Source organism: Nannocystis pusilla, from assembly GCF_026626665.1.
Lineage (GTDB): Bacteria > Myxococcota_A > Polyangia > Nannocystales > Nannocystaceae > Nannocystis > Nannocystis pusilla.
In genome coordinates, this window is sequence record NZ_JAPNKE010000002.1 from 9,433,862 (window position 1) to 9,452,005 (window position 18,144).

Consider the following 18,144-nt stretch of genomic DNA (forward strand, 5'->3'; position numbering starts at 1 on the left):
GTGAAGCAGCACGCCTCGCGCGCGTGAGTCTCGTCTTCCGTCGGGCGCGAGGCTTCGGCCGCGCGTCGCGGCCCGTGGTTCGACCGCGCAAGTCGCGGTCCGCGGAGCATTCGAAAGCTCGACGCCCGGGAGGTCGCGGAGGCGACCTGTCCCGAGCGCCAGGTGTTGCGAGGGCCGGAGCGGCTAGGTGGCGCCGTCGGTCTCGTCTTGCTTGTCGAACTCTTCGACGGTCTGCAGACAGGCCATGCTGCCGGCGGCGATCATGAGGGCCGTGAGGAGCAGGAAGGAGAAGAACTTACGGCTCATGGGCGAAGACTCCGACGGGGTCGGCTGAGAGTATCGTGGAAGGATCGAACAGCCGCAAGGCGTCACGGTGCCGCGCGACAAGCGCGGTCCGATCGTCGGGATCGGCGGCGAGCCAGGCGGTTTTTTCACGGAGCAGGAGCTCGGTGGCGTCGGCCGGACGTCCGAGGTCGAGGAGGAGCTCGACGTTCGCGAGCAGGGCTTCGGGCCGCTCGGGGGCGAGGTCGAGGAGCGGCGGTAGTGCGCCGCGGCCTGCTCCGGGTCGCCGAGGCGATGGAAGATCCGCCCGGCCGTGGCGTGCAGTTCGGGGCTGTACGGGTAGCTCGCCAGGCCCTCGGCGAGGTGACGGCGGGCCAGGTCCGTGCGCGTCGTCTCGGACGTCGCGGGCAGGTCGAGGCTCACTTCGGCGAGGCCGGCGAAGATCCCCGCGTTGCGGTCGGGGCTCACGGCGAGGGCCGCCTGATAGCGGCGATAGGCCTCGGGCCAGTCCTCGCGGGCCGCGGCGAGGCGCGCGAAGCACAGCTGCGGCAGCTCGTAGCGGGGGTCGTGGCGCTCGGCGTTGCGGCAGTGGGCCTCGGCGCGGGCGTACGCGAGGGCCTTGTCCTCGCGCGGGGCGTCGGCCGGGACGTTGCGGACGACGAGCTCGCCGAGCACCGCGTGGGCGCGGGCCGAGTCGGGGGCGCGCTCGCGGGCCACGCCCCACAGGTGCGAGTTGTCGCGGTAGACCGCGGCCGTGGCCACGCGCACCGAGCCCTGGACGACCACGACCGCGGCCAGCGGGGCGACGCGGGCGACCAGCTTGATGTCCTCGGGGACATGTCCGGAGAGCCAGCGACCGGCGGCCAGCAAGAGCGCGACCAGCCCGAGGCACGCCGGGACGCTCGGCAGGTACATGAATCGGTCGGCCCGCATGTTGGGCATCGGGAACAGGTTGCTGGTCGGCACGGCGAGGGCGAAGGCGCCGAGGATCGCCAGGGCCACCAGCGGGCGGCGGCGGACGCAGGCGAGGCCGTAGCCGGCGAGCGCGAGCAGGGCGGCGCCGGCGAGCACGACGGCGGGGTCACGGAGGCCGGTGCCGTGGTCGGGGTACTCGGGCGAGAGGCCGAACGGGACCAGCATCTGCTGCAGGTAGCCGAGGTGGATCGGCAGCGAGGCGGCGAGCACGGGGCCGAGGCCGACGCGGTGGCTGAAGACGCGCAGGTTGTCGGCGCCGTACGGGTCGAGGGCGCCGTAGAGGGCGAAGGTGTAGGCGAGGACGGCGGCGACGCCGAGGCCGAGCGCGAGGGCGCCGCGGACCAGGTGGGCGGCGGGAGGACGCGGGCGCCACGGAGAGAGGCCCTCGGCGAGCAGCCACAGCGCCGGGATCGCGCCGGCGCTGAGCTTCATCGAACATGCCCCGAGGGACAGGAGCGCGGCGGCGGCGAGGCGGCCGCGCGTGGCGGCGAGGGCGGCGGCGAGGCCGAGCAGGGCGGCCAGGAGGTCCTCGCGGTAGGAGACGACGGCGACGGCCTCGGCGTGGAGCGCCAGCAGGCCGAACAGAGCGGCTGTCCCGAGAGCCAGGTCGAAGGGGGCCCCGAGGACGCGCAGCCAGCGGACGAGCACGGCGCAGACGCCGAGATGGAGGCCGATCGACAGGGCGTGGTGCAGGCCGGACGACAGACCCAGCAGCTGGTAGCCGAGCAGGTCGAACACGACGAGGCCGGGGCGGAACGCGTCGGGCACGTGGCGCGCGACGGCCTCGGGCGAGAACAGCAGGCCGAGGTCGGTCGGCACGCGCAGAAAGCCGTTGGCCACCAGAGTCCAGCCGTCGTCGTAGACGAACTGGTAGCCGAGCAACGGCAGGTGGACGAGGGCGATCAGCGAGAGCACCCCGAACAGCGCGAGCCGCGGCGAGAGGTTCTTCTCGAGGGATCGAACGCCCCGGAGGACATGTCTGAAGGGGCAGAGATGCCCGGATCGGCGGGCGATCGCGCTGGCGCCCCCGATGCGCGAGCCTCGGCGGGCGAATCGCATGTCCCGGAGGAGATATCCGCAGCAGCGAGGGGGTGAGGATCCGGAGGCACGGAACCAGGCGACCGCGTCGGCGCCCCCGATGCGGGGGCCCCGGCGAGCGAATCGCGTGACCCGGAGGACACGCCCGGAGCGTCATGGTCGTGCGACTCCGGAGGCGCGCGACCAGGTGATCGCGCTCGCGCCCCTGATGCGGGAGCTTCGGGGGGCGGAGGCGAATCATGTGTCCCGGAGGACATGTCCGAAGCGACAGGGCTGCGCGGGTCCGGGGGCGCGGCGTCCGGCGCAGATGTTCCGGGCGTCCCGGATGTCATGGCCGAAGCAGCAGGCCGCGGCGAATCATACGCTGTCCCGGAGGACATGTCCGAACGCGCGGCCGGGTCGGCCGCCGGCGGTTCAGACATGTCCTTGGGGCCAGATGGCTCGGAGGACATGGCCGCGGGGGCTAGTTCCCGGGCGCCGCGGGGGCGGGGCCCTCGGCCGCGGGGGACGCCGGGGCGGGGCTCTGGGGGGCCGCGGTGGGCGTCGGGGCGAGGCCGGGGCCGGCGGGCGCGGGCTGGGAGGAGGGGGCGATCAGCGGCCCGTCGGGGCTCTTGTGATCGGGGTGGAACTCCTCGCAGCGGCCGCGCGGCGCGGTGTCGCGGCGGCGCTTGGGCGCGAGCGGGCCGCAGCGGGACCAGTCGACGCTGTAGGAGATCAGGGCCATCGCCGCGAACGCGACCGCGGTGAGGCCGAGGCCCTAGCTGGCCTTGCTGAGGCGGTCGCCGGTCTGGACGGTGCGATCGTACTCGTCGTAGTCGAAGCCGTTCTCGAAGTAGTTGTCGTCGAGCTTGCGGCGCAGGCCGTACGAGGCGAAGCTGGTGGCGATCGTGCCGACGCCGGCGGCCACGGCCATCGAGATGCCGAGGTAGAACAGGATCGGCGTGACCGGGCGGCGGCGCTTGCTCGAGCGGTCGTCGGCCGGCGGCGGGGCCGGGTCCTGCGCGGCGTAGAGCGTGCGGATCTCGAAGTTCGAGCGCGTGCCGACGTTGCCGATCGAGGCCAGCCGGTGGTCGGGCTGCGGCAGGTCGGCCGTGGTCGTGGCGCAGGCGGTGCTGAGCGCCAGGGCGGCGACCCAGAGCCGGCGGGAGACGTCGTGGCCCGCGGGGCGGTGGAGCGGTGGGTGAGTCATCCGCTGGTCTCGGTTTCGCTGGTGGGAGCTTCCGTGTCGCTGACGTCGGTGGTCGAGTCGGTGTCGGTCGGGAGATCCTCGGGGACGCAGATCGCCAGCTCCTCGCTGCACGTGAAGCCGTCGCGGCAGGTGGTCGCGTCCTCGCCGAGGCAGGTCGACAGGCACAGGCCCAGGCCCTGGACGCAGATCTCGCCCTTCTCGCAGGTGTTCTCGCCGTTCGGGTCGCACTTGGCGATGCAGGTCGAGAAGCCGCCGAAGGCGAAGCACTGGGCCGTGTCGGCGCACGGGGTCGCGCCCTCGTGGGCGCAGTCGGGCAGGCACATGGCGCCGCTGCAGTACTGTCCCGGAGGACAGGCGCGGGCGCCCTCGGCGTCGCAGCGGATGCCGCACACCCCGGTGCCGATGAGGTCCTCGACGCTGGTGCTGCCGCCGCCGCCGCCCGGGAAGCCGCTGTTGCTGCCGCCACTACCACCGGCGCTGCCGCCGAGCAGATCCTCGATCAGCGCCAGCTCGATGTCGTCGCCGTACAGGACGCACTGCTGCTTTCCCGAGCAGGTCGCGTCAGGGTCGGGGAAGCGCTCGTCGTCGAAGCCGCAGGCGGTCGCGCAGGTGCCGTTGAAGCAGAGGTTATAGCCCTTCCCGGCCGGGCAGACGTCGGTGCTGAGCTCGCACGGGTACTCGCACAGGCCGTCGAGGCAGGCCTGGCGGGCCTCGTAGTACTTGCTCTTGTCGGCCTCGAGCACCTCGTCGCAGTCCTCGGCCAGGACGATGCCGGCGGCCTCGGCGTCGGAGATCGCCACCAGGTCGCCGCGGCAGGTGAGCACCCGGCAGTCACTGTCGGCCGAGCAGTGGTAGCGGAACGACGGCGGCGGGTTCGGGGTGAGGAAGCAACCGCCGAGGGCGCCGAGGGCGAACGCGAGGGCGAGGAGCGGGCGACGAGACATCGACAAGGCGCTCATATCACACGGGTGGCTGCGCGATCAGCGCTGTTGGCCTGGAGAGCAGGGACGGGGCCGTCCGATCGCGTGAGACGCGGACCGCCGCACCTCGCCGGCTTGGACCCGGACGGCGACGGCTGCGGAGTCGCGGGGCCAGACGAGCAGGCTCACGCGTCCGGGCGCGAGGCCCGGGGCTGCCCGGGGGCTTTCGTGGGCGCCAGCGAGTGCGTTTACGGGGGTGAGGCGGCCGGGTCGGCGGGGCGGGCGGCGCCTTGCCCGGTGGCCGGGGTGCGTGCTAAACGGCCCGCCCAACCAACACACATGCCTCGGGAGGGCCCCGTGGCGTCACCGTGGTCGCGGTGTTCGGGGTCCGAGGAGCGGGGCAGCGGCCCAACGCCAGGAAAGAACAAGAAGATGAGCAATCAAGATGTCTCCCAGGGCGACCTGCAGCAGTCGCTCGACATGTCGGACGGCCAGCGGATCATCACCGTGCGCCAGCTGCTCGAGGCGGGCGTCCACTTCGGTCACCGGACCGAGCGCTGGAACCCGCGGATGAAGCCCTACATCTACGGGGCTCGCAACGGGATCCACATCATCGACCTGCAGCAGACCGCGGTCATGTTCCGGCGGGCGTACGCGTTCATCCGCAGCATCGCCGCCGAGGGCAAGCCGGTCCTGTTCGTCGGCACCAAGAAGCAGGCCGCGGACGTGATGAGCCAGGAGGCCGATCGCGCCAACCAGTTCTTCGTGTGCAGCCGCTGGCTCGGCGGCACCCTGACCAACTGGACGACGGTGCGCCAGTCGGTCGACAAGCTGCGCAACATCGAGCGTATGAGCCAGGACGGCACGTACGAGGCGATCACGAAGAAGGAAGCGCTGATGTTCGAGCGCAAGCGCGGCAAGCTCGAGCGCAACCTCGGCGGCATCAAGGACATGCCGAAGCTGCCCGGCGCCGTGTTCGTGATCGACCCGGTCAAGGAGCACATCGCCGTGGTCGAGGCCAACCGCCTCGGCATCCCGGTGGTCGCGGTCGCCGACACCAACGCCGACCCGCGCCTCATCCAGCACGTCATCCCCGGCAACGACGACGCCATCCGCGCGATCAAGCTGTTCTGCAGCAAGATCGCCGACGCCTGCCTCGAGGGCGCGCGCCTCGGCAAGTCGCGCGCGGTCAACGAGCCCGAGGGTCACAACGTCCCCGAGACGATCCGCGTGACCACCGGCGGCGACGGCCCGCGCGTCGAGGTCGTCTCGCGCCGCACCCAGCTGCCGGCCCCCGAGGCCGCTGCCACCCCCGACGAAGACGCCGGCACCAAAGAGGACTGAGCCATGGCCACGATCACCTCCGACATGATCAAAGACCTCCGCGAGCGGACCGGCGCGGGGCTGATGGACTGCAAGAAGGCGCTGACCGAGGTCGACGCCGACATGGAGAAGGCCGTCGAGTACCTGCGCAAGAAGGGCATCGCGGGCGCGGCCAAGAAGGCCGGCCGGATCGCCACCGAGGGCGCGGTCACCTCGTACATCCACATGAACAATCGCGTGGGCGTGCTGCTCGAGGTCAACTGCGAGACCGACTTCGTCGCCAAGACGGCCGACTTCCAGGCCTTCTGCGCCGACGTGGCGATGCAGATCGCCGCGATGAACCCGGTCTGCGTCCGTCGTGAAGAGATGGACACCTCCAAGGTCGAGTCCGAGCGCGCGCTGCTGCGCGAGAAGGCGCTGGCCGAGGGCAAGCCGGAGAAGATCGTCGACAAGATCGTCGACGGCCAGGTCGGCAAGTTCTACTCGGAGCACGTGCTGCTCGAGCAGAAGTTCGTCAAGGACGACAAGAAGACCATCGAGCTGCTCCAGCAGGAGCTGGTGGCGAAGCTGGGCGAGAACATCAAGATCCGCCGCTTCACCCGCTACGAGCTCGGCGAAGGCCTCGAGAAGAAGTCGGAAGACTTCGCCGCCGAGGTCGCGGCGCAGATCAAGGCGTAAAGACGCGAGCGAGAGAGCGGGTGACCCCCGCTCTCTCGCTATTTGCGTACTGATGTTTCCTTTGTGCCGGCCCCGCGGGCCGGAGAGACGGTCCGCATGGCAGCCGCCCCCCGCTACAAGAGGATCCTGCTCAAGCTGTCCGGCGAGGCCCTGCAGGGCACGCAGGGTTACGGCGTCGACGCCGAGGTGCTGCGCACGATCTCCGAGGAGGTCAAGGAAGTCGTCGGCCTCGGCGTCGAGGTCGCGCTCGTCATCGGCGGCGGCAACATCTTCCGCGGGCTGTCCGCCGCGGCCTCCGGCATGGACCGCGCCAGCGCCGACTACATGGGCATGCTGGCGACGGTGATGAACTCGCTGGCGCTGCAGGACGCGCTCGAGCAGCGCGGGGTCTACACCCGCGTGATGTCGGCGATCGAGATGAAGGAGGTCGCCGAGCCGTACATCCGGCGGCGCGCGACCCGGCACCTCGAGAAGGGCCGCGTGGTCATCTTCGCGGCGGGGACCGGCAACCCCTACTTCACCACCGACACGGCGGCGGCCCTGCGGGCCATGGAGGTCCACGCCGACGTGCTGATGAAGGCGACCAAGGTCGACGGGGTCTACGACAAGGACCCGCACAAGCACAGCGACGCGGTCCGCTACTCCCGCCTCACCTACCTCGACGTGCTGGCCCGCGGCCTCAACGTCATGGACAGCACGGCGATCTCCTTGTGCAAGGAGAACAGCCTGCCCATCCTTGTCTTCAACATGCTCGGGCGGGACAATATTCGCCGCGTGGTCTGCGGCGAGGAGCTCGGCACGCTGGTCTGCGCGGAGTAGCCCGCGCCCTCTCGAACCACACCCATCCTAGCGACGGAGCACGACGATGAACGACGCACTCGAACTGGCCCAAGACGGCATGGACAAGGCGCTCGACCACCTGCGCAAGGCGGTCTCCAAGGTCCGCGCCGGCCGGGCCAACCCCGCCATGCTCGACGAGATCCGCGTCGAGAACTACGGCACCCTGATGCCGCTCAACCAGGTCGCGACGGTCTCCATCGGCGACGCCCGCCTGCTCGTCGTCAAGCCGTGGGACCGCAACATGGTCGGCCCGATCGAGCGCGCCATCAACGCCGCCAACCTCGGGATCAACCCCCAGAGCGACGGCGTCGTGATCCGCCTCGCCATCCCGCCCCTCACCGGCGACCGCCGCAAGGCCCTGGTCAAGCAGGTCAAGGACCTCGGCGAGGAGGCCAAGGTCGCCATCCGCCAGTCGCGCCGCGAGGCCAACGAGTTCCTCAAGGAGGCCGAGAAGGGCCGCGAGATCACCGAGGACGAGCTCAAGAAGGCGCTCGAGAAGGTGCAGGAGATGCACGACAAGTTCGTCAAGCAGGCCGAGGAGATCTTGAGCAAGAAGGAAGCCGAGATCACCGAGGTCTGACACCTGTCCCGAGGGGCAGGTCGCGCGTCGCCCGGGCGGCGCGCGGCGGGGCGGCGAGCGATCGTCGCCCCTTTTGTTTTTGTGCGCCGGCGAAGGATGCGTCGGCCGGGCGGGCGAGGCCGCTCGCGCCGGGGGTCACGATGCGATCCGTCGAACGCTCGCCGCTCACGGGAAAGGGCAGGCCCAGCTCACATCGAAGCCCCAGTAGCAGCAGGCGTCCTGGCGCCGCGGGTCCGGACCGCACATCGCCTCTCCGCCGAGGCCAGCGCACCGCGAGCAGTCATTGAGCAGATCCAGGACCGTGGCCGCCGCGGCGTCGGGGCAGGCGTCGGGATCGGCGCCCTCCAGGCATGCGTAGATGAACTGCCAGGAGCGGTGCTCCAGGACCTCGCAGTGCGCGTCCGCCGGGACTTCGGGGGGCGGATCGCAGGCGGGCGGCGAAGGAGGCGGCGGCTCGTCGGGTGGCGGCGTCAGGTCGAGCTTGCCGATCGTCGGATCGACGCTCGCAGCGCTGCCGCTGTCGTCGGTCGCGCCGGATGTGGAACTCGTCGTGGTCGTCGGTGCCGGGCCCGTCGTGGTCGCCGGTGCCGGGCCCGTCGTGGTCGTCGCGCCGCTGCTGGTGTCGCCGACGGTAGCGCCGTCGTCGGGCGGCTGCGGGCCACAGGCGGCGATCACGAAGATGAACAGCGAGCGCTCCAGCATGGTCCTCATGAAGATGGCCAGGGGGCCCGCGATCTGTCGCTCGCTCGCGACGCGGAAGAGACGAGCCGACCGCGAAAGTGACACGTCTCAGCGCACCACTTGCAGTGCGGGTCGCTCGCGCAGCGACGGGACGGCGTCGAGCAGGCGGGCCTGGGTCAGGTCGATGTATTCCTGCTCGAGATCGATGCCCATGTAGCTGTGGCCGAGGGTGACCGCGGCCACGCCGGTGGTGCCGGAGCCGTTGAACGGATCGAGCACCTGGGCGTTGTCGGGACAGGAGGCGAGGAGGAGGCGCTCGAGCAGGGCCAGCGGCTTCTGCGTCGGGTGGCGGCCGAGCAGCTTCTCTTTCTGGCCGGGCGCGGTGAGGCGCCACACCGTCTTCATCTGCTTGCCGTCGTTCATCTCGCGCATGCGGTCGTAGTTGAAGACGTGGCGGCTCTTGCGGCTCTTGGCCGCCCACAGCAGCGTCTCGGTCGCGTGCGTGAAGTAGCGGCACGACAGGTTCGGCGGCGGGTTCGGCTTCTCCCACACGATCTCGTTGAGCATCTTGAAGCCGAGCTGCTGCATCGCGTAGCCGACCGAGTAGATCACGTGGCCCGTGCCCGAGACCCACATCGTGCCGTTGGGCTTCAGCGCCCGCTGGCACGCGCTCAGCCACCGGTGATTGAAGGCGTGGTTCTCCTCGACGCCGTTCGACTTGTCCCACGCGCCCTTGTCGACGCTGGTCCGCTTGCCCGCGCGGCAGGTCGATCCGCCGTTCGACAGGAAGTACGGGGGATCGGCGAAGATCACGTCGACCGACTCGGCCGGGACGCGCTCCAAGATCTCGAGGGAGTCGCCCTTGTAAAGTCGCGCCCGGTTGTCGGCCGAGCGCCAGGTCGGCTCGGGCAGAGGCTTCTGCACCACCACCGGCGTGGTCGCGCGCGCGCTGGTGGCCCGGGCCGGGCCCGATTGCGGCGTCTGCACGCCCGGGGCCGGGGCCTTCGGGCTCGCGGGGGCCCTCAGGTCCGAAGGAGGCAGTGCGGTCTCGGTGGCGCTGACGCTTTGGAGCACGGGCCGCAGCTTCCACGGGGGCGCCCTGCGGGCCATTGTGACGAAAGCCTGCGGGCCCCGTGGCGCCCGCGCCGCCCCCGGTTTGCAGGACCCGCGAGCTTTTTGGTACTAAGACTGGCCGATGCCGAAGATCAACCTGTCCCGCAACCACTCCCTCGAGCCCGCCGTGATCAAGGAGCGCATCAGTACTCTGGGCGCGAAGCTCCAGGAGAAGTACCAGGCCAAGACCTCGTGGGCCGACGATCGCACCCTCAACGTCAAGGGGACCGGCGTCGAGGGCAAGCTTATCATCAGCGACAACAAGGTCGACGTGAACCTCGACCTCGGCTTCATGCTCACCCCGCTCAAGGGCAAGATCGAAGAGACGCTGGGCAAGGAGCTCGAGAAGCTCACCGCTTCCTCGTGAGCCGCTCGTCCGTGCCGCTGCGCCTGATCACGATCGGGTTCAGCCACTTCTGCGAGAAGGCCCGCTGGGCCCTCGACCACGCCGGCCTCGATTACGTCGAGGCCGACCACGTCCCGCTGTTCCACTTCGCTGCCACCCGCGCCGCCGGTGCCAGGCGCACCGTGCCGGCCCTGGTGACGCCGCGAGGCGTGCTGTGCGAGTCGACGGACATCGTCCGCTTCGCCGACGAGTCGCTGCCCGCGGTGCGCAAGCTGTTCCCGGAGGAGCCGGCGCTGCGCGCCGAGGTCGAGCAATGGGTCGCGCGCTTCGACGAGGTCGTCGGGCCCGCGGTCCGTCGCGTCGCTTACTTTCACATGTTCAGCGATCGGCGGGGCTCGCGAGATCTGCTGACCTGCACCGGACCTGTTTGGGAGCGCCGGCTCGGCCGCCTGCTGACCGCGCCGATGCAGTCGTTGATGACCCGCGCCCTGAAGCTCTACCCGGCGCCGACGGGCCGCTCGCAGGCGCGGCTCGACGCGATCTTCGACGAGGTCGCGCGGGCCCTGGACGGCGGCAGGCGCTACCTCGTCGGTGACCGCTTCACCGCCGCCGACCTGACCTTCGCGGCCCTGTGCGGCCCGGCGCTGATGCCCCCGCAGTACGGCTATCCCATGCCGGCGCACGCCCTGACGCCGGCGTTCGCGGAGTGGTCGGCGCGCGTGCGGGCGGCCCCGGCCGGGGCGTTCGCGCTGCGGCTGTTCGCCGAGGAGCGGTCGCCGGTGCGCGCGCAAGGCCGTTCGGACATGTCCTCCGGGACAGGATAGAACCGCGTTCCGGCCAGGTTGCCGCGCGCGCGCTCGCGTGCGAGCATCGAGGGATGCTGTCCGGCCTCGAACAGGCGCTCCTGGCCCTGCTCCTCGTCGTCTTGATGATGGGGATGGGCGCCTCGCTGACCGTGGCCGACTTCCGCGCGGTGCTGAAGACCCCGCGCGGGCCGCTGATCGGGCTCGCCTCGCAGTACGGGTGGATGCCGCTGATCGCCTTCGCTCTGGCCAGGGCGCTCGGCCTGCCGAACGACCAGGCGATCAGCCTGATCATCGTCGGCTGCACCCCGGGCGGCACGACCTCCAACCTGTTCACCTACTACGCCCGCGCCGACGTGGCGCTCAGCATCAGCATGACCGCGGTGTCGACGATCGTCGCGGTGGTGGTGATGCCGCTGCTGCTCGTGGTGTACGCCAGCGGGTTCACCGACGCGGCGCTCAAGGTCCCGTACGGCAACATCACGACCACGCTGGCGGTGATGCTGGTGCCGCTGGGGCTGGGGATGGCGATCCGCGCCCGCTGGGCCCGCGCTGCGGCGGCGCTCGAGAAGGTCGGGAGCCTGTCCGGGATCGGCGTGCTGGCGCTGCTGATCGTCACCGGGCTGGTTCACAACGGGGCGCTGCTGGCCCAGACGACGCCGGCGATGTACGCGGCGGCGATCGCCCTGGGCGTGATCGGCTTCGGGCTCGGCTATCTGCTGGCCGCGCTGCTCAAGGTGCCGCAGGCGGGGCGGCGGGCGATCGCGTTCGAGACGGGCATCCAGAACAGCCCGCTGGCGCTCGGCATCATCCTCGCCAGCTTCCCGGCCGCGCTCCACGAGCGGATGCTGTGGCTGCCGCTGCTGTACGCGCTGTTCGTGCTGCTGTCGGCGTCGCTGCTGACGCTTTGGTGGCGCTATCGCGGGTGATCCTCACTGGCAGCGCGGGACGTAGTCCGGGTTCTTCTGCGCGCACACGTCCTCGACGCACGGGCACTCGCCGCTGAAGCAGAAGCCGCGCCGGTCGGCGACGGCGAGCTTGGCGACGCAGTCGACCATGGCGTTCTCGTCGCCGGCGGCGAGCTGCGTGCAGCTCTCGAGCTGCGGATCCTGGTTGGTGGCGTGGGCGTCGCCCCACTCGCTGCGCTTCAGCAGGACGTCGGAGCCGTTCACCGTGCGCCAGCGGCCGGTGTCCGGGTCGAGGATGCAGTCCTTGTTCACGTCGACGGCGGTGAACGGGCAGCACTGCGAGCCGCCGCAGATGAGGACGCGCTCTTCGAGGTTCCAGTGCGGGTCGCACGGGACCGGGCAGCCGTTGCTCAGCGGGCTGGGGAAGCCGCCGGTCTCGATGCAAAAGCCCCAGGAGCTGAGGTCGTTGTTGGTGTCGGAGAACAGCGGCGGGCCGAACTGGTCGTCGACCACGTCGGGGTTGAAGTAGTTGGGCAGGGCGCCGAGCGCCGCCGGGTCGTCCGAACAGCAGGTATGTCCCATCGGACAGGTGTTGCCCAGGACCGGCTTGCACGCGCCGGCGTGGACGCCGGGCACGCCGTCGCCGGTGGTCGAGTCGCCGGCGGTCGAATCGCCGGTGGTCGGTTCGGCGGTGGTAGAGTCGTCGGGCGCGACGGTGGTGCCGGGGGACGGCGCGGTCGAGCCGCCGCTGTCGCTGTCGTCCTCGGGCGTCGTGCGGTCGATGCACGCGGTCAGGGCGAGACAGGCGACGAGGCGGAGCAGGCCATGCACGCATGGATCGTCGGCGAGCCGCCGGGATCCGTCAACTCGGCGGCGCGCAGAAGATTTTGCCGGGCCTGGCGGGCGCGCGTAGTCGCGCGCGCCCGCGAGGCGCCTCGCTCACTGCGGGAGGATGTCGAGGTCGAGGCCGCCGGGGTACCAGTAGCTGCCGTAGCTCTGCACGCCGTAGACGCCGATGCCCACGCCGACGTCGCCGACGACCGTGTGGTTGCCGGTGCCGTTGTTGTTCAGCTTGATGTGGGCGACCTGGTAATTGGTGGCACCCACGGCCTGCCAGTTGCCGACCGCGGCCCCGTCGACGGTGACGGTGGCGTTCTTGGGCGCGAGCACGTCGACGTAGTTGGCGGTCCAGCTCGGCTGGGCGTGGAACAGGTAGTTCTTGCGCCACTGCAGCGGGTTGACCGCGAGGAGCATGGCCGGGTCGCTGGTGCCGTAGCCGCCGTCCTGGCCGACCATGTACTGCGACACCAGGATCTTCTTGTCGGCGGTGACGACGAACTTGGCGGTCGTCGTGGCGAGCTCGACGAAGTCGCCGGCCTTGGCCAGCACCTTGTTCACCGGCTGGTCCGGCGTGAACACCAGGGTCGTGTTGTCCTCGCTGGCGATCACGCGCACGATCTGGGCCTTGTCGAGCTGGTCGTTCGGGACCTGCACCGGCGGCACCACCACGTACTCTTTGGCCAGCGTCTCGATCGGGAACATCGTCTCCTCGAGGTGATCGCAGGCGGTGACGTTGAGCGGGACGTTGGTGCACTCCTGGCCGCCGAACACCTGCACCGGCTTGTCGGCGCTGACGATCGTGCCGGTCAGGTCGCCGCCGACCCCCGACATGACCTGAAGGACATCGTCGGCGTTGAGCGTGACGACGCCGGCGCCGTTGGCCGCGACGCCGCCGCCGGCCTGGACGATCTTGCCGGTGGTCGAGGGCGTGAGGGTGACCTTGGTGTTGTCCTGGTTGGCGACCACGGCGTAGAAGCCGGGGTAGTTGGTGCCCGGGGTGAAGGTCCAGGTCGGCCAGGCGGCGACCAGGTAGTTGCCGGTCCAGGTGTTGACGGGCAGCAGCAGCGAGGCGTCGTTGGTGGTGGTCGCCTTGAGCGGGTTGTACTGGTAGACGGTGACCGGCCGGGTGCTGCGCAGGCGGTAGGCGCCGTCGGTGACGAGCACCGAGGGGCCCTGGCCCTTCGTCAGCTCGTTGACCCACGGCAGGACGATCAGCTGCACGCTCATCGGCGCGACCATGACCTGGGTGATCTGGTTGGCGCCGCGGGTGACGGTGACCTGGGCCGCCTGGTCGGAGGTGTTGGCGACCGCGACCGCGTACTCGGCGCTCGGCGCGGTGTTGTAGCTGTCGTGCTGCTGCAGGACCGTCGGGTAGTAGTCGCAGCCGATGTACGACAGGCCGAGGCCGGCGCAGGCGCCGAGGCAGGCGCCGACGTCGGCGTCGCACGCGAGGCCCTGCAGGCCGTCGCAGGTCTCGAACGCCTCCCAGGTGCCGCTCTCGCTGCACTTCTGGACGTCGTTGCCGACGCACTGGCTGTCGCCGGGGACGCACTCGGTGCAGCCGATGCCCGGCGCGCAGGTGACCGGACACTCCTCCTCGCTCTTGAAGCCGCCCTGGCCGTCGCACACCTGGGCGGTGTTGCCGTCACAGACGATCTGGTCTTCGAGACAGGCGGGGTTGCCGGTGGTGCTCGTCGACGAGTCGGTGGTCTCGCTGGCCGACACGTTGTCGGTGGTGCTCGTGGTCGCGTCGGTGGTGCTGGTCGTCGCGTCGGTGGTGCTGGTCTGCGGCCCGGCCGTGGTGTCGTCGGTGGTGACGACGGTGGTCGCGGCGGTGGTGCCGGTGGCAGACTCGCTGCCGCCGTCGGTGGTCGGCGTGCCGGTGGTCGGCGCGTCGGTGGTCGGACCGGCGGTGTCGGTGGTCGGCCCGGCGGTGGCGCTGTCCGGGGAGGTGGTGGAGAGGGTGGCAGAGGCGACGGTCGAGCCGTCGTCGCCGCAAGCGGCGGCGAGAGGCAAAGCGAGCAGGGCGTAGTGGCGGAGGCGGAGCATCCGCGCGTCATACCATGAGGGGAAATCGCCGGGTGCGCAGGGGCGGTCGCGCCCGCAGAGCTCGCCATTCATACGACCGTAACGGCCGCCGAACGGTCGCGCGCGCGCATGCAGACGCGGACAGTCACGCGATGGGGACGAGGTGAACTGCGGGCGGCTCGCAGCCGCTCGCACGCGGATGGCGCGGACGGGTGCGATGATTCGCGCGCCGCCGCGGGGTGACGGCGGCGGCGCGGAGGGAGTGATGATTCGCGCGCCGCCGCGGGGTGACGGCGGCGGCGCGGAGGGGGTGATGATTCGCGCGCGGCCGCGGGTGAGCGACGGCGGCGCAGAGGTGCGATGATTCGCGCGTCGCCGGGATGTCGGCGACACGCGAATGTCAGTACCCGCTCACTGCGGGATGAGGTCGAGGTCGAGGCCGCCGGGGTACCAGTAGCTGCCGGCGCTCATGACCCCGCCGACGGCGACGCTGACGCCCTGATCGGCGGTGATGCGGTGGTTGCCGTCGCCGGCGTTGCTCAGCTTGACGTGGGCGACCGCGTAGCCGGTGTTGCCGATCGGGGCCCACGAGGGGACGTCGACGTTGTCGACCTTGACGGCGGCGCCGGTCTTGGCGATGAGGTCGACGTAGTTGGCGACCCAGTTGGTCGGCGCGTGCACGAGGTAGTCCTTGCGCCACTGCAGCGGGTTGACGGCCAGCAGCATCGACGGGTCGCTGGTGCCGTAGCCGCCGTCCTGGCCGACCATGTACTGGGCGACGAGGATCTTCTTGTCGGCGGTGACGACGAACTTGGCGGTGGTGGTGGCGATCTCGATGAAGTCGCCGGCGTTGGTGAGGGTCTTGGCGACCGGCTGGTCGGGGTTGAAGCTGAGGGTGGTGTTCGGCTCGCTGGCGATGATCCGCACCATCTGCGCCTTGTCGAGCTGGTCGTTGGGGACCTGCACCGGCGGGACGACCACGTACTCCTTGGCGAGGGTCTCGATCGGGAACATCGACTCCTCGAGGTGATCGCAGGCGGCGACGTTGGTGGGCACGTTGGTGCACTTGTGGCCGCCGATGACCTGGACCGGCTTGTCGGCGGTGACGATCGTGCCGGTGGGATCGCTGGCGGTGGCGACGACCTGCAGGACGTCGCTCTCGTTCAGCACGACCACGCCGGTGCCGTCGGCCGCGACGCCGCCGCCGGCGGAGATGACCTTGCCGGTGGCCGAGGGCGTCAGGGTGAGGGTGGTGTTGTCCTGGCGCGCGGTGACGGCGTAGAAGCCGGGGATGCCGCTCCACTGGCCGCGCGCGGCGACCAGGTAGTTGCCGGTCCAGGTGTTGACGGGCAGCAGCAGCGAGGCGTCGTTGGTGGTGGTCGCCTTGAGCGGGTTGTACTGGTAGACGGTGACGGGGCCGGTGGTGCGCAGGCGGTAGGCGCCGTCGACCACGAGCGCGCTCGGGCCGTCGCCCTTGGTCAGGGCGTCGACCCACGGGAGCTCGAGGATCTGCACGGTGTTGGCGGCGACGGTGCTGGAGGTGACCATGTTGGCGCCGCGCGTGACGGTGATGTTCACCGTCTGGGCCGAGGTGTTGGCGACGGCGACCGCGAACACGTGCGTCGGGGCGGTGTTGTAGAGGTCGTACTGCTTGGTGACCGTGGGGTAATAGTCGCAGCCGATGTACGACAGGCCGAGGCCGGCGCAGGCGCCGGCGCAGGCGCCGGAGTTGGCGTCGCACGCGAGGCCCTGCAGCGGGTCGCAGCTGTCGGTGATGTCGAAGCCGGTGCCGGCGTCGTTGCAGGTGGCGACGTTGTCGCCCTGACACTCGGTCTCGCCGGGGATGCACTCGACGCAGCCGAGGTCGGGGGCGCACAGGGTCGGACAGGCCTCCTCGCTCTTGAAGCCGCCCATGCCGTCGCACACCTGGGCGGTGTTGCCGTCGCAGACGATCTGGTCTTCGGGACAGATGGGAGGCTCGCCGGTGGTGCCGGTGGTGCTGGTGCCGTCGGTGGCGGCGGTCGTCGAGACGCTGACGTTCTCGGTGGTGACCGTGCCGGTGGTCGCGTCGGTGCCGGTGGGCGGGGTGTCCGTGGTGCCGACCGAGGTGCCTTCGGTGGCGCTGTCGGTGCCGGTGCCATCGGTGCCGGTGCCGGTCGGGGCGGTGGTGGGGCCGGCGGTGTCGGTGGTGACGTCGGGGTTCGAGGTGACGGGCACGGTCGTCGGCGACGAGTCGGTCACCGCCCCGGTGTTTTCACCGCCGTCGACACAGGCAGCGAGCGGCAGCGCGAGGAGGGCGTAACGGCGAAGGCGAAGCATTGAGGGGTCGTATCACGACCGCCGCCCGGCCCGCCGGCCGGCGCGTCCGGGGCGATCAGGCTCGCGATCGCGGACGGGCAGGAGCGCGCGGGCGCGGCGCGATACGCGAGCCGGCACGGGCAGGCACGCACATGGCCTTCAGGACAGCTCGTGCGAGCTCCGTGGCGTCCTCCGACGCGCTCCCCAGCGCGCCGTCGACCCACGTTCGGGCTCGCTCGATCGGGCGCGGCTGCGGGCGTCACGGAAGGCCGCAGCGGCCGACGTCCTCGAGGCCGGCGGGGGCCTGGCCCATTTCATAATAGGGCAGGCAGACCTGGCCGGCGCCGGGGCAGTCGGGGGCGCCGAGGTCGCACAGCGGGGTGCAGCAATTGGTGTCGGGGGCGCACTCGACGGCGGCGGCCCCGGGCTCGCTGCACAGCAGGCCGGCGGCGCAGTCGGCCTTGCCGCACGGCTCGAAGGCGGCGCCGAGCGAGGCGTCGGGGGTGCAGGCGAACAGCTCGGGGGTGAGCGCGCTCGGGTGGCAATGATGTCCTGCGGGACAGGTCGGCTCGAACGGGTCGCAGGTCGGCAGGCACAGCGGGGCGTCGAAGCCGTCGTGGGCGAGCACGCAGGCGGTGCCGGGCACGTGCGAGCAATCGGGGGCTTCGGGGGAGCCGTGGCACAGGCTGACGCAGGTGCCGAGCAAGCTCTCGGGGTCGATGAACCAGCAGGTGGCGCCGAGCTCACAATCATTGAAGCCGCTCAGCGGACGGCCCTCGGATTTACAGGTGCCGCCGATCGGCACAGGCCGGCTCGAGAGCTCGTCGCAGACGGTCTGGGTGAAGACGTCGCAGCCGCCGTCCGAAGGGGCGCACTTTTCGTCGGGGGGCAATTCTGCGACCATGGATCGCGAAGCTGATTCGTGGACAGCCGGGGCCGCCGAAGTCGAGGGGCGTGATGAAGGGCGTGCCGGTGGTGTCGGTGGTCTCGCCGCTGTCGCTCGTGGTCGTAGGATTCGCGGTGGTGGGATTCGGCGCGGTCGAGCCGGCGGTCGAGGGATTGCCGCCGGTCGTCGAGGTGGTCTCGACCAGGGTGGTGTCGCTGGTGGTGCCCGGGCCGCCGGTAGTGCCCGGGCCGCTGGTGGTGCCCGGCGAATCGATGGTGTCGGTCTCGGCGGGCGACTTCGGGCCGCAGGCACAGGCGAGGGCGAGGGCGAACCAGACGACTCGGCGGCGGGGCTGGGGAGCCATGCCGCCGAGAATATCACAAAACTTTCGGTTGAAAATATAAAAACTAACGTCG

Annotated in this window: 18 protein-coding genes; 8 read left to right on the top strand and 10 right to left on the bottom strand. The window is 70.8% G+C overall.

Features of this window, described 5'->3' with window-relative positions; translation table 11 throughout:
* Window positions 1-183: 183 nt before the first annotated feature.
* The 4 genes from OV079_RS41705 to OV079_RS41720 all read right to left on the bottom strand — a co-directional run bounded on the left by OV079_RS41705 (window position 184) and on the right by OV079_RS41720 (window position 4,428).
* Window positions 184-2,316 (bottom strand): tetratricopeptide repeat protein, encoded by a 2,133-nt coding sequence (locus tag OV079_RS41705; protein ID WP_267775275.1) that lies wholly within the window; start codon window positions 2,314-2,316, stop codon window positions 184-186.
* Window positions 2,317-2,758: 442 nt separating this feature from the next.
* Entirely contained in the window at window positions 2,759-3,019 is a 261-nt protein-coding gene (locus tag OV079_RS41710; RefSeq protein ID WP_267775276.1) for a hypothetical protein, read from the bottom strand.
* 33 nt (window positions 3,020-3,052) lie between these two features.
* On the bottom strand, window positions 3,053-3,484 hold the full coding sequence (locus tag OV079_RS41715) for a hypothetical protein (protein WP_267775277.1): 432 nt from the start codon (window positions 3,482-3,484) through the stop codon (window positions 3,053-3,055).
* Window positions 3,481-4,428, bottom strand: coding sequence for a hypothetical protein (locus OV079_RS41720; protein ID WP_267775278.1), 948 nt, complete (start codon window positions 4,426-4,428; stop codon window positions 3,481-3,483). The genes OV079_RS41715 and OV079_RS41720 overlap by 4 nt, the downstream gene beginning before the upstream one ends.
* 408 nt (window positions 4,429-4,836) lie before the next feature.
* Between OV079_RS41720 and rpsB the strand changes: the two genes are divergently transcribed.
* The 4 genes from rpsB to frr all read left to right on the top strand — a co-directional run bounded on the left by rpsB (window position 4,837) and on the right by frr (window position 7,825).
* The gene (gene rpsB, locus OV079_RS41725; protein ID WP_276602924.1) at window positions 4,837-5,748 is read left to right on the top strand and encodes a 30S ribosomal protein S2; all 912 of its coding nucleotides are present in this window, start codon (window positions 4,837-4,839) and stop codon (window positions 5,746-5,748) included.
* Between the two features lie 3 nt (window positions 5,749-5,751).
* Complete coding sequence (tsf, locus tag OV079_RS41730; RefSeq protein ID WP_267775280.1) at window positions 5,752-6,405, top strand: translation elongation factor Ts; 654 nt, start codon at window positions 5,752-5,754, stop codon at window positions 6,403-6,405.
* Window positions 6,406-6,501: 96 nt separating this feature from the next.
* On the top strand, window positions 6,502-7,224 hold the full coding sequence (pyrH, locus tag OV079_RS41735) for a UMP kinase (RefSeq protein WP_267775281.1): 723 nt from the start codon (window positions 6,502-6,504) through the stop codon (window positions 7,222-7,224).
* Between the two features lie 46 nt (window positions 7,225-7,270).
* The gene (gene frr / locus OV079_RS41740; protein ID WP_267705353.1) at window positions 7,271-7,825 is read left to right on the top strand and encodes a ribosome recycling factor; all 555 of its coding nucleotides are present in this window, start codon (window positions 7,271-7,273) and stop codon (window positions 7,823-7,825) included.
* A 165-nt stretch (window positions 7,826-7,990) separates the two neighbouring features.
* Here frr and OV079_RS41745 read toward each other — a convergent pair whose 3' ends face one another.
* A complete protein-coding gene (locus OV079_RS41745) occupies window positions 7,991-8,527 on the bottom strand; it encodes a hypothetical protein (protein WP_267775282.1) in 537 nt (178 codons plus the stop codon).
* A gap of 87 nt (window positions 8,528-8,614) precedes the next feature.
* A complete protein-coding gene (locus tag OV079_RS41750) occupies window positions 8,615-9,433 on the bottom strand; it encodes a DNA-methyltransferase (protein ID WP_267707135.1) in 819 nt (272 codons plus the stop codon).
* A 268-nt stretch (window positions 9,434-9,701) separates the two neighbouring features.
* On the opposite strand from OV079_RS41750, the gene OV079_RS41755 reads away from it, so the two are divergent.
* Genes OV079_RS41755 through OV079_RS41765 form a run of 3 tightly spaced genes read left to right on the top strand, consistent with a single transcriptional unit; the run spans window position 9,702 to window position 11,697 of the window.
* Window positions 9,702-9,986: a polyhydroxyalkanoic acid system family protein gene (locus OV079_RS41755; protein ID WP_267775283.1), complete on the top strand. Its 285-nt coding sequence runs from the start codon at window positions 9,702-9,704 to the stop codon at window positions 9,984-9,986.
* The gene (locus OV079_RS41760) at window positions 9,983-10,789 is read left to right on the top strand and encodes a glutathione S-transferase family protein (protein ID WP_267775284.1); all 807 of its coding nucleotides are present in this window, start codon (window positions 9,983-9,985) and stop codon (window positions 10,787-10,789) included. The genes OV079_RS41755 and OV079_RS41760 overlap by 4 nt, the downstream gene beginning before the upstream one ends.
* Before the next feature lie 53 nt (window positions 10,790-10,842).
* The gene (locus OV079_RS41765) at window positions 10,843-11,697 is read left to right on the top strand and encodes a bile acid:sodium symporter (protein ID WP_267775285.1); all 855 of its coding nucleotides are present in this window, start codon (window positions 10,843-10,845) and stop codon (window positions 11,695-11,697) included.
* 3 nt (window positions 11,698-11,700) lie between these two features.
* Here OV079_RS41765 and OV079_RS41770 read toward each other — a convergent pair whose 3' ends face one another.
* The 4 genes from OV079_RS41770 to OV079_RS41785 form a co-directional block, all read right to left on the bottom strand.
* Window positions 11,701-12,507 (bottom strand): hypothetical protein, encoded by an 807-nt coding sequence (locus OV079_RS41770; protein WP_267775286.1) that lies wholly within the window; start codon window positions 12,505-12,507, stop codon window positions 11,701-11,703.
* A gap of 108 nt (window positions 12,508-12,615) precedes the next feature.
* Window positions 12,616-14,565: an IgGFc-binding protein gene (locus OV079_RS41775; protein WP_267775287.1), complete on the bottom strand. Its 1,950-nt coding sequence runs from the start codon at window positions 14,563-14,565 to the stop codon at window positions 12,616-12,618.
* A 390-nt stretch (window positions 14,566-14,955) separates the two neighbouring features.
* Window positions 14,956-16,863, bottom strand: a complete 1,908-nt coding sequence (locus OV079_RS41780; protein ID WP_267775288.1) for an IgGFc-binding protein — start codon at window positions 16,861-16,863, stop codon at window positions 14,956-14,958.
* A 238-nt stretch (window positions 16,864-17,101) separates the two neighbouring features.
* On the bottom strand, window positions 17,102-17,734 hold the full coding sequence (locus OV079_RS41785; protein WP_267775289.1) for a hypothetical protein: 633 nt from the start codon (window positions 17,732-17,734) through the stop codon (window positions 17,102-17,104).
* 62 nt (window positions 17,735-17,796) lie between these two features.
* Here OV079_RS41785 and OV079_RS41790 point away from each other — a divergent pair, with 62 nt between their 5' ends.
* The gene (locus OV079_RS41790; RefSeq protein ID WP_267775290.1) at window positions 17,797-18,132 is read left to right on the top strand and encodes a hypothetical protein; all 336 of its coding nucleotides are present in this window, start codon (window positions 17,797-17,799) and stop codon (window positions 18,130-18,132) included.
* Window positions 18,133-18,144: the final 12 nt, after the last annotated feature.